11 protein-coding genes are annotated in these 11,796 nt (G+C 39.5%); 5 read left to right on the forward strand and 6 right to left on the reverse strand.

Going from position 1 to position 11,796, the window contains the following annotated elements; translation table 11 throughout:
* Nucleotides 1-343: 343 nt before the first annotated feature.
* The 3 genes from AA0Y26_RS17310 to AA0Y26_RS17320 form a co-directional block, all read right to left on the reverse strand.
* Nucleotides 344-1,303, reverse strand: a complete 960-nt coding sequence (locus tag AA0Y26_RS17310; protein ID WP_413363289.1) for a tripartite tricarboxylate transporter substrate binding protein — start codon at nt 1,301-1,303, stop codon at nt 344-346.
* Between the two features lie 36 nt (nt 1,304-1,339).
* The gene (locus AA0Y26_RS17315) at nt 1,340-2,017 is read right to left on the reverse strand and encodes a response regulator (protein ID WP_413363290.1); all 678 of its coding nucleotides are present in this window, start codon (nt 2,015-2,017) and stop codon (nt 1,340-1,342) included.
* Nucleotides 2,018-2,181: 164 nt separating this feature from the next.
* On the reverse strand, nt 2,182-3,774 hold the full coding sequence (locus AA0Y26_RS17320; protein ID WP_413363291.1) for an ATP-binding protein: 1,593 nt from the start codon (nt 3,772-3,774) through the stop codon (nt 2,182-2,184).
* A 490-nt stretch (nt 3,775-4,264) separates the two neighbouring features.
* Here AA0Y26_RS17320 and AA0Y26_RS17325 point away from each other — a divergent pair, with 490 nt between their 5' ends.
* From AA0Y26_RS17325 to AA0Y26_RS17340, 4 genes are all read left to right on the forward strand, one after another.
* Nucleotides 4,265-4,579: an ArsR/SmtB family transcription factor gene (locus tag AA0Y26_RS17325; RefSeq protein ID WP_413363292.1), complete on the forward strand. Its 315-nt coding sequence runs from the start codon at nt 4,265-4,267 to the stop codon at nt 4,577-4,579.
* A gap of 81 nt (nt 4,580-4,660) precedes the next feature.
* The gene (locus AA0Y26_RS17330) at nt 4,661-5,089 is read left to right on the forward strand and encodes a DMT family transporter (protein WP_413363293.1); all 429 of its coding nucleotides are present in this window, start codon (nt 4,661-4,663) and stop codon (nt 5,087-5,089) included.
* 13 nt (nt 5,090-5,102) lie between these two features.
* Nucleotides 5,103-5,570: a DMT family transporter gene (locus AA0Y26_RS17335; RefSeq protein WP_413363294.1), complete on the forward strand. Its 468-nt coding sequence runs from the start codon at nt 5,103-5,105 to the stop codon at nt 5,568-5,570.
* 132 nt (nt 5,571-5,702) lie between these two features.
* Nucleotides 5,703-6,731 carry an NADH:flavin oxidoreductase/NADH oxidase gene (locus tag AA0Y26_RS17340; RefSeq protein WP_413363295.1) on the forward strand — a complete coding sequence of 343 codons (1,029 nt, stop codon included), beginning with the start codon at nt 5,703-5,705 and terminating at the stop codon, nt 6,729-6,731.
* Between the two features lie 238 nt (nt 6,732-6,969).
* On the opposite strand, the gene AA0Y26_RS17345 is transcribed toward AA0Y26_RS17340, so the two are convergent.
* From AA0Y26_RS17345 to AA0Y26_RS17355, 3 genes are all read right to left on the reverse strand, one after another.
* Entirely contained in the window at nt 6,970-7,605 is a 636-nt protein-coding gene (locus AA0Y26_RS17345) for a hypothetical protein (RefSeq protein ID WP_413363296.1), read from the reverse strand.
* Nucleotides 7,606-7,744: 139 nt separating this feature from the next.
* Complete coding sequence (locus AA0Y26_RS17350; protein WP_413363297.1) at nt 7,745-8,194, reverse strand: hypothetical protein; 450 nt, start codon at nt 8,192-8,194, stop codon at nt 7,745-7,747.
* Between the two features lie 336 nt (nt 8,195-8,530).
* Nucleotides 8,531-10,267 (reverse strand): dipeptide ABC transporter ATP-binding protein, encoded by a 1,737-nt coding sequence (locus AA0Y26_RS17355; protein WP_413363298.1) that lies wholly within the window; start codon nt 10,265-10,267, stop codon nt 8,531-8,533.
* Nucleotides 10,268-10,390: 123 nt separating this feature from the next.
* Between AA0Y26_RS17355 and AA0Y26_RS17360 the strand changes: the two genes are divergently transcribed.
* A complete protein-coding gene (locus AA0Y26_RS17360) occupies nt 10,391-11,791 on the forward strand; it encodes an ABC transporter permease (RefSeq protein ID WP_413363299.1) in 1,401 nt (466 codons plus the stop codon).
* Nucleotides 11,792-11,796 lie beyond the last annotated feature (5 nt).

Consider the following 11,796-nt stretch of genomic DNA (forward strand, 5'->3'; position numbering starts at 1 on the left):
GGATAATCGATTTGATACCATCCGCCTTACAGCACGTGATTTATCAATCGGGAAAACGATAAGCCTATACTATAGATCGCCAAACGAGAGCAAAATAAAGTAGTGTAAATAACACGGCCTATTATTTATATACAAAAAAGAGGCTAACCGTGGACTATACATTTTCTCTGCCATCTGTATAAAACAGTAGATAGAATGCATATGTCTCATTAGTCAACCTCTTAAATCAAATGTCTGATGATATACAATTTTATAATCAATAACCACTATAGAAAATGAAAATACAAATAGTTCATTTTACTATCTCCGTTAAAATTAATGTTGTTAAAGAGGAACTGCCTCGTTAGTTGATTTCCATTAATTCTCTATATTTCTCATTTTCTTCATCGAGAAACCTGGAAGTTTCACTGCTGTTCATGTAAAAGTCTTCCCACATATATTTCTGTAACGTTTGTTTCCATTCTTCCGTTTTTACCATTTTGGCCAATGTCGTCTCCCAAAATTCGATTTCTTTTTCCGGCATATTAGGTGGTCCCATAATACCTCGCCAATGCTTAAAAACTAACTCAATTCCTTCCTCTGTCCATGTAGGAATTTCAGGGAGTCCCTTTAACCGTTTCTCCGATGAGATGACAAGCATTTGGACTTGTTCCGAATCATAATATTTTTTAGCCTCGGATAGAGTCATCGTTGCAACATCTATTTGCTTTTTTAATAATGCATCCACTACTTGACCACTATTTTCATATACTAAAAAATCCAGTTCTGCCGGGTGTATTCCTGCCTGTTTACTCGCTAATACAAAAGAGATCTGATCATCATTGCCTAATCTTGGGGACACACCTATTTTATATGCCTGGGGTGTTTCTTTCAGATTTTCCATTAAACTTTTTGCATTTTTTATTTCCGAATCCTTCGAAACAATTACAACATCCCATTCCGTAGCCAACGTGGCAATCGGTGTAAAATCTTTATAGGTTAGCTTGCTTTGCCCTAATAAATGATTGGTAATGAGCAGGCTTGAATTCATTGCTAACACATGGCCTTCCTGCTGTTTAGCATATTTCCATCCTAACTCTCCGCCAGCGCCAATTTTATTCAGTACCTGTATGTCCTCATCTAGTAAATTGTTACTCATTAAAATGTCCTGTATAGCTCTTGCTGTTTTGTCCCAGCCCCCGCCAATAGAGCTTGGGGCGATTATTGTTACTGTATCTGTTATCGCTTCTTGCTCCCCATCATGTGAACACCCAACGCAAAACATGACAACAAGCATGAAACTACTCATTAACTTTATTCTCATTATTCATTCCTCGTCCACATTTTTGAGTCAACCTTATTATTCTTTATAGTAATATTTCCTCTCAGGTCTTCCTACAACTCCGTATTCATGTTTTGCCGTACATACATCTATTGAAACGAGAAACTCTAAATACCTTCTTGCAGTGGTGCGAGATGCCCCAATCTGTTCACCCATTTCCTCGATGGAAATGCCGCCTTTCAGTTCTTTCATTACTTTTTTCACTTTGTCTAACGTATGACGATCTACGCCTGAAGGCAAATCTTTTTGAGTTGTGGATGATTGATGGGCGACCCCAAAGTATCGATCAATCAGTGTTTGATCTACCTCATCTCGATGGCTTAGCAGCTTCTTCTTTTTTTTATATTGTTCCACTGCTTCCACAAATTTCTCCATTGTGACCGGCTTCAGCAAATAGTTGCTAACACCATACCTGACTGCCGTCTCAAGCATCGTTTTTTCTGTTGCTGCAGTAACCATAATAATATCAACCGTCGGATAATTGTCCCGAATCTTTGCTAACAAATTCGTCCCAAGATCATCAGGCATATAGATATCCAAAAAAAGCAAATCAACCTCGTATTCCTCTAATATTTCCATTGTTTCCTTTGCATTCAGTGCCTTCTGAACAACCTTTACATCTGGTACCTTTTGTAAAAATTGTTCCTGCACTTGTGCAATTCGAAAATCATCTTCGGCAATGACAACCTTAATCATTTTGCCTCTCTCCTTACTTTATCTCGCATTAACAGGCACTCAGACACCATCAACTTCAAGCCTTGAATAAAGCGAAGCGTAGATAGTTCCCGTACAAGCCTGCCAGTGCAGCTATCTATCAGCGGAGATGTAAAAATTCTCCACTGATGAAGCTTCACTTTAACCTATAGCTTTTTCGGAAGGAATACCGTAAAAATAGCCCCGCCGTTTTTATCATTATTTACTTCTATTGTTCCACCTAAGGATTCTACAATTTGTTTAACATTAAATAAGCCGTATCCTCTATTTTTTCCTTTAGAGGAACTGCCTATATAAAATAAAGAGTCCAGCAAGTCTTCAGCAATACCCTTTCCGTTATCCGCTACTTCTATAATGATATCATTTCCGATTCCTGTAATTGAAAAAGTCACCCTTCTCTCTTTCTGATGGGCTACCGCATCAAATGCGTTATCAATAAGGTTTCCAATTATGGTGATGATATCCGTGACCTCAATATGGCCCGGTAAAGGGTCTACATAACTATCAGGGTCAATTTCAAAGGCAATTTTCTTTTCCGATGCATTCCCCAGCTTCCCTAATAATATCGCTTGAACATTTATATCATGAATTTGATTGAACAGGATTCGGTTCTGGTGCTGGTGATTGGCTGACTCCTTTTGTATAAAGTCAAATGCATCGTCATATCTCTCTAATTGGATTAATCCTGACAGTAAGTATAATTTATTAGAATATTCATGTGTTTGCGCACGAAGCCCCTCTGAATATTCGCGAACCTCCGTGATTGTATCAACGAGCTTTTTAAGCTCCGTTTTATCACGAAAACTGGAAACCACGCCCGTGATCTGTTCATTTTCGATAATTGGGATAAAATTAAAGATAAATACTTTACCATTAATTAATACCTCGACATTATGAATGGGCTTGCCTTCTTGCAATACCTGATCGATTTTTATCATTGGTAATACCAACTTGATATGTTGACCAATCGAGGCTTCCTCTGCGAGATTCAACATAGACCTTGCAGAATGATTGATTAAAGTTAAAAATCCATTTTGATCGATTGCAATAATTCCTTCCTTGACCGACAGCAGAATGGCACTTCTTTCTCGATATAACGAGGAAATTTCATGCGGTTCCAGTCCCATCGTATCTCTTCTAATGCTTTTGGTTAAAAAAACACCGCCAATGATTCCTAAAATCAAAACAATCAAAGATGCAATGAGAATCGACTTAATTCGTTTGTAAATATTTTGATATATATCCTTTTCCGCATATTCAACCGAGACGGTGCCAATTACACGGGTATATTCCCCATTGTCTGCAATGATAGGAACCTTCCCAATTAAGACAGAACCGCTCGCTCGTTCTACTTCAAAATTATTGGATCCGCCAAATATTAACGCATGATTATTTGTATAGTCAAAACTCTTTTCACCAACTTGACTTGGATCTCTATGCGAGTAAATAATCTTCTCCCGGTCTTCAATGACAATGTTTTCAGCATTTACCTGATCTATTACCTGATCAGCAATTGGACGAAAATGCAGCTCTAAATCACTTTTTCCAATGGACTCTTTAAGTTCCGGCATGAGAGAAATTGTCATAGCCGATTGCAGCGCTAATTGCTTTACTTGAGTCCTCGCATCAACATATTGCAAGTAAGCAAATATGCTTGCGAGAAGAAAAACGATAAACAGGATTAATGTGCTAATTAGTCCTAATATTTTTGTTTGTAATAGAATCCTTTTTTTGTTCAATGTACTTAACCCTTTTCAACTAGTATCATTCAGTTATTATTAATTTTCGCCCTGCTATCGTTAAGAATATACCATTCCTCTTAACTAAAAGGGCTAAATTCCTGCAGTTCTTAAGCAGCCATGTCACATGATGCTGCTCAAGAAAAAAACTGACGCAGCTCATGGTCTCTGACTAATACGGTTGTTTTGAATGTAAAAAATCTATACACACCTACTACAACATCATAGGAAAGGCTAGTTTGAATCCAGCTTAATTTCTTGATTATACTATAGTGGAAAGTAATTTTTGAACTTAAAAAAACCTTCAACCAAAGACGGTTAAAGGTTTTGGGTATCCAAAATCAGATACAACCCATAGGAGGAAATCTGGAAGAGACTTGATAGAGGAAATTCATAATTGGAAATTTTATGAACAAGAACTGTCATCATGCTTTATAGTTTTTGGGCTTCAACTTGACATATCGAGAAATCCAGATATACAATTACGCACATGGAACCTATTGATGTATTCAAGGCGTTATCTAACGAAACAAGACTCAATATCCTAGAGTGGTTAAAGGAACCAGAGAAGCATTTCCCGGAACAAGGCGCTCACCTGCCAAAGGAGGTAGATTATAAAGGCGGAGTATGTGTCGGGGATATTCAAGAAAAAGCCAAAGTTTCTCAATCTACCGTTTCTAGCTACTTAAATATGATGCAAAAAGCTGGTCTGCTTGAATCAATTCGCCATGGACAATGGACATACTACAGACGCAATGAAGAATTTATTCAACAGTTAGCTGAATATTTCAAAACAGACATCTAATTACTATTGATATCTGTTTTTTTTACCACATTATATCTAGATTTCTAGATATATAATTATTTAGAAAAGAGGAACTATTATATGCGCTTTATCTCCTATATTTTAGCCCTATTGGCTGGAGCAGCACTTAGCTTTGAAGGGGCTATTTATGCTGAACTTGGAAAATCAATCGGGCAAATTGAAACAAGCTTTTATAACTTCTTTATGGGGTCGATCATCATGGGGCTATTGTGGCTTTTCTTTGGGAAAGGAAAGCTTTCCTATGCAGTAGAAGCACCTAAATGGTCATTACTTGGAGGGTTGTTGGGTGTTGTTTATTTAACATCTATCGTTATAAGTGTCCCATTTGTTGGTGTCGGTATCACAATGGTTGCTGTCATTATCGGACAGTTGGTAATGAGTATGATTATCGAGCATTTCGGGTGGTTAGGCAGTAAGAAAACTAAAGTTAATAAGGAAAAGATTTTTGCCGTTATTTCAATGATTATCGCACTGATCTTAATAAACTAGGAGGTTTAGAATTATGGGGTTCTTTATGATTTTATTCACATTGATTGGCGGTATCACCTTAAGCGCACAATCATCTATCAATGGTACACTCAGCCGTAAAGCCGGAACCATTGAAACAACATTTTTAACATTCCTTACCGGAACCATGTTTCTTACTATCTTCATTTTCTTTTTTGGGAATGGAGATGTGCTTGCCCTTTTAGAGGCACCTAAATGGCAGTTAAGTGCAGCATTTTTAGGTACTATGTATTTACTATTGACTGTTATGGCCGTTCCTAGAATTGGGGTTATCGCAACCAATATTGCGGGAATAGCTGGTCAGCTTGTAATCGGGGTAGTGGTTGATCATTTTGGATGGTTCAATAGTTTAGTCATAGAGTTAGATAGTAAACGTGTATTTGCCTTATTGTTTATGGTTATTTCTCTTTATTTTATATACAAGGGAAATAAACGCTCAAACGAGGAAGCTAAAGCACTGTAAAAACATTCAATATGTTATTTTTGCTTATGAAGCGGCCGCAAAAAGTCATACTAATAACTGGCAGCTGCTCACACTCATCGTTTTTTTATCCCCTAAATTTTTAGGTAATATATGTAAAAAGGAGTTTTTTTGATGAATCATATGTTTAGTCCGTTTACGTTTAAAGGCTTGGAATTGAAAAATCGTATTGTTATGCCTCCAATGTGCCAATATTCGGTGGAAAAGAAAGATGGAATTGCGACAGATTGGCACTTTCTGCATTATGTAAATCGTGCGATAGGCGGCGCAGGTTTTATTATCATTGAAATGACCGATGTGGAACCCGATGGACGTATTACAGACCATGACTTAGGGTTATGGTCAGACGAGCAAATTCCTGCTTTGGCAAGAATCGTTGAAGCCTGCCATAAATACGGAGCAAAAGTCGGTATTCAAATTGCTCACGCAGGACGTAAAGCAGAAGACGCCGCTATGCCGGCAGCTCCTTCTGCCATTCCATTTGATGAAAATTCAAAAACACCGAGAGCTCTTACTACAGAGGAAGTTAAGGAAATGGTGGAAAAGTTCCGTAAGGCTATTGAACGTGCTATTAAGGCAGGGGTAGATGCGATTGAAATTCATGGTGCTCACGGCTATTTAATCCACCAATTTCACTCTCCTTTAACAAATAAACGTGATGATCAATATGGAAAGGATTTAACACTGTTTGGTAAAGAAGTAGTACAGGCTGCTAAAAGTGTAATGCCTGAACATATGCCGTTAATTATGCGGATGTCTGCAAAAGAGTATGTAGAAGGTGGATACGATATTAAGGAAAGTATCGAAATCGCTAAAGAGTATCAACAAGCAGGAGTAGATCTATTTCACGTCTCCTCTGGCGGAGAAGGGCCTATCACTGCAGCGGGCAGACCGGGTACCCATGCTGCCTATCAGGTTCCATTTGCCAGAGATATTAAAAATGCCCTTAACGTTCCAGTGATTGCTGTTGGAAGATTGGACGACCCTATTTTAGCAAATGCTGTTATCGGAAACGAAGACGCTGATCTTGTAGCAATTGGAAGAGGTATGTTAAGAAACCCTCACTGGGCATTGGAAGCAGCAACTACATTAAAAAAAGACACGCATATTCCAAAACAATATGCGGACGGATTTAGAATTTAATTAGGTTTTTAACTAATTACTTAAAGGCAATCTTCATATGAGGATTGCCTTTTCACATTCTTATATCCTAAACTGTTGAACGGTCATTCTTTTATAGAACGAATCCCATTCCTGGCCTTACATAAAATCAAAAAGCAGCCCCTGATTTCCAAAAGGCTGCTCTATTTGTAGTATAAATCATTTGCTCTTTATTCGTTGCAACAACTATAGAGCCTTTCCTTTACAGCAAACGGGTGACTCACTGCCACTCGTCTCTCATCCGTTTGAATACATATGTATTAGAATAGTACTGGATTCCCTTGGCATTGTTGATCGCCTTTTGCGCTTCTCGTTCAAATGCCTCCCTATCCTTTTCAATATAAGCAAGATTTGCCTCGATGCTCGCCTTCATCCATTCCTTTTGCAGCGAATACCGTTTGGCCTGTTCCCTGTTCCCCTGCACCGCTTCAATTAGTGCCAGCGTATACTGTCCAATCTCCGAGGAGGAAATGGGTTCTGCCAAACGACGGGCTTTTCCAAATTCGTCTAGCATAATGGCTTTATTGGCCCCATACACTGCCTGAACTTGCGGCTGTTTATATTTTGCTAACACCGCATCGATTGCTTCTAGCTGATTTTCTTTTGTTCCTTCTCTTAATTGATGCATATAGGCAAACACCGGCATTTCTTGTTGCTGGTCGACATATTTCGTAATTTGTTGTAAGTTTTGTGAAAAGTACATAGCATAAAGCATGATCGGTATTTCCATTCCTGCAATGATGACAAAGAGCGCAAATGCTATCCATAACGGCCATTCCATCACAGCAAATAATATACTGATAACAAGAGCCAGCGGGACCATCCACAGCAATTTTTTCCAAAATAGTTTTTTCATATATACCTCCTGCCGTAAAGCTGTTTTTATTTTTCCGATGAAATTTCTATGTACACTTCATGAATGCCGGCTGCACGGATGAATGAACTATCCGCCTTATCCGTACGCCAGCATTATTCTTGAAGCATCTCTGGGTGCTTTATTGTGGTTCAATCGCTCCAAGCAGCCTTTTTACAAAGCTGCACAGTAATTCATAAGCCTGTCCAATCGTCTCTTCTCCTGTAAATCCTTCCATTGCATCAAGAGCGATATTAATTTCCCAAATTCCCTCATCACCTGAAAACATCGCGCTTGAAGAACCAAGCATACCTTTAAGGTTATCGCGTAAATAAGCCTTCAGCTGGGCATTGACTTTCTTCTGTAAACGCAGGCCGAATAACGCCGTATATACGTTGAACATTTCATCAAACTCAAGGACAACAGCGTCCATCTTTAGGTTTGCAAAATTCTCTGACTCTGCATACAAAAACTCTTCCTGATGGTTTTTTAAATAAGCCAGCTTTTGCCCTAAAAATTCTCCTGTCTCTACCGCGAGCGTTTCCTCAGTCTCTTTATTGCATCGCTCAAGCGCCTTTACTGTAATTGTCATACAAATCCCTCCAACTATTCTTTCTTTTGTAGTATAACGCAAATTGTTGCGGACATGAGAACATTCCTTTTTTTCTGCCAAAACGCTGTCCTTATCCATCGGTATCTAAATAGTTAGTTGGAAGAAACGTAAAAAGACGTCCCTTTCACTTTATAAAACCGGAAATATACACAGTATAAGTGTACATAGCAGTCGGCTCCAGTATATTCCACTAATGAATTTTAAAAATAAAGGAGCTGTCTAGAAAATTAAAAATTTCTAGACAGCTCCGTTTTTCTTCCTAAAGAAGTATCACTCATGAGCTAGATAGCAAAGGGAAAGTCCTAAAAGGCTTTTTTATTGCGCTACCCAGTGCCCGGGTGAAACTTCCATCAATTGTGCGCCTTCTGTATGAAATTGCTTCATGCTCAATTCTTCTTCTGATAGTACTTGGCGTTTTTTTTGCTTTTCGATCGCCGGGTCAGGAATCGGAATTGACTGCAGAAGCATTTTTGTATACGGGTGCTGCGGATTGCTGTACAGCTCTTCACTTTCAGCTAACTCTACAATCTTGCCTCCATACATCACAGCTACACGGTCGCTAATATGCTTCACCATTGATAGATCATGTGCAATGAATAAATAAGTCAGTCCCAGACGCTGCTGCAGATCCTGCAGTAATTCCACCACCTGCTTTTGAATCGATACATCTAGTGCAGATAAAGGTTCGTCACAAACAATGAAGTTCGGCTCGACAGCTAAAGCTCTGGCAATCCCGATGCGCTGCCGCTGCCCCCCGCTAAACTCGTGGGGATAACGAAGGGCATGCTCTTTCTGTAAACCGACTAGTTCAAGCAGCTCCTCAACACGGGCCCGACGCGCTTCCCGGCTCTTGGCCAGCTTATGTATATCAAGTGCTTCCCCAATAATATCTAATACCTTTTTACGCGGATTCAACGATGAATACGGGTCTTGAAAAATAATCTGCATATGCCGGCGCATCATCTTCAGCTCCGATTTCGATAATCGGGTAACGGGCACTCCTTTATATAGGACGTCTCCATCTGTCGGTTGGTGTAATTGAAGAATGGTTCTCCCTGTCGTTGATTTACCGGAGCCCGATTCCCCTACCAGCCCCAGCGTTTCCCCTGGATAAATGGCAAATGATAGATCATCTACCGCTTTCAGTACACTGCCCTTGCCTAAATCAAAATGTTTCTTTAAATGCCGCACTTCAACAAGCGGTGTATCAATGTCCATTCCAGCCGGCAAATTCGGCTGCTGTTTTGATTCCTTCTTCTCATGCAGCTTCGGCAGCGCATTCAAAAGACGTTTTGTATAAGGATGCTTGGCATGCGCAAATATTTCTTCCGTCGTGCCTTCCTCAACAATTTCTCCTTCTTTCATGACGACGATGCGGTCACACATGCCGGCGACCACCCCTAAATCATGGGTAATTAAAATAATGGCCGTACCAAACTGTTCCTGCATCTGCTTCATTAAATTCAAAATTTGCGCTTGAATCGTTACATCGAGTGCAGTCGTTGGCTCATCAGCAATTAATAGAGACGGGTTGCACGCTAAAGCCATTGCAATCATAGCACGCTGACGCATTCCGCCCGAGTATTCATGCGGATATTGATTGTAACGCTCCTCTGCATTTTTAATGCCGACAAGCTTTAATAATTCAATTGTACGGTTATATGCCTGTTCTTTTGTCATTCCTTGATGCTTAATCAAGCTTTCTGCAATCTGCTCTCCGATTTTGATTGTCGGGTTTGTCGAGGTCATCGGATCCTGGAAGATCATACTGATATCTTTTCCCCGAATCGATTCCATTTCTTTTTCAGATTGCTGGACTAAATTCTTCCCTTGGAAATGTATTGTACCCGACTTTAGAAAGGAAGGGGGAGATGGCAAAAGCCGCATGATAGAACGAGCAGTTACACTTTTCCCTGAACCTGACTCTCCAACAATACCGACCGTTTCCCCTTTTTTTACGTGAAAACTAACACCCTTTACTGCTTCAAACTCCGTTTCACCTGTAATAAATGAAACCTGCAAATCATTTATTTCAAGAAGACGTTCGCTCATACTATTCATCCTTTATCCGAAAAATTATTGACTTCATCACCTTGCTACCCCATACTATACTATGTTGATAGGAATTATACAATATCATAGGCATAAACAACCACGAGGAAAGGAGGGTTTTTCATGAAAAATATGTTTTTCCGCCGTCATTTTGAAAAGACAGCGGCTAAAAAAGGTAGCTTCCTAACTTTACTATTACTAGGATTCCCTATCCACCTTTTTACGCTTTTATTTTACCTGCTCAAACGCAATGATCCAACCTATAAACAAAAATATGCACAAAAGGTAAATGACCTTCGTTCTTCAGCTGATTTTACTAAGTGGACACAGGACTTTCGAAAGCAGGAACAGGCAAAAGCACAGTTTTTCAATCAATCAGTTAAAGAAACAGAGCTTGAAGCAAAAGTTTCAGAATTGGCAAATGAAAAATTACATAAAGAATCCGCGATGCAGCTCGCTGCCGAGGGAATAAGCCAGCCTTCATATAAACGTTTTTTTGCAGGACTATTAGAGAACAAAACATTTGTCGCGCTTACTTTCATTCCCGGTATTTTCATGTATGTGATGCTCGCCATATATAGTAATCCATTTTCCTATTTCATTGCCGCTCGAATTTTACAAAGCGTATTTGTCATTGCAGGAGTAGCAATGCTTGTCTTTACAATTCTCTACCTATCACCATTTGATCCGGCACGAAATATTTTAGGGGTGGGTGCAACACAAGAGCAGGTCGATAATTTTAATCGAATTTACGGTTTGGACCAATCGTATTTACAGCAGCTGTGGAATTCCTTATCGGGATTATTCACCTTCGATCTTGGGACATCATTTGCGGGGAAAGAAGACGTAGCCCAGAGCATTATAAACAAGTTCCCTGTAACGTTGGAAATTGCCTTTGTCTCGCTGTTAATGGCTATTATTATAGCAATTCCGATTGGTATTATTTCAGCAGTTAGACCAAATTCGTTCATCGACTATACATTCATGATCATTGCCTTAATCGGTTTATCCATTCCAAGCTTTTGGCAAGGTCTTATTATGATTTTAACATTCTCGATCGATCTGAAATGGTTCCCGGCAACCTACAATCCAAGTAATTGGCTATCGCTTGTGATGCCGATTATCGTCCTGGGTACTTCGCTTACTGCCTCTATTGCACGTATGACACGTTCAAGCATGCTGGAGGTTATCCATGAAGACTATATTACGACGGCAAAGGCAAAGGGGCTGTCAGGAAGAAAAGTCATCTCCAAGCACGCAATTCGTAATGCGATGATTCCAATCATTACAGTCATTGGTCTATTGTTTGGAGGAATGCTGGGCGGTGCTTCGGTAACGGAGAAGGTGTTCAACATCAGTGGTATCGGAAGCTATATTGTTGATAAACAATTTATCCCTGATATTCCGGCCATTTTAGGCGGGGTTGTGTATATTGCGGTCACAATCTCTCTCGTGAACATGATCATCGATATTTTATATAACTTCTTTGATCCGCGTATTCGTTCAAAAATGAAAAAATCTTAAGGAGA

The sequence above is a fragment of the Lysinibacillus canaveralius genome, assembly GCF_047301505.1.
GTDB lineage: Bacteria > Bacillota > Bacilli > Bacillales_A > Planococcaceae > Lysinibacillus_B.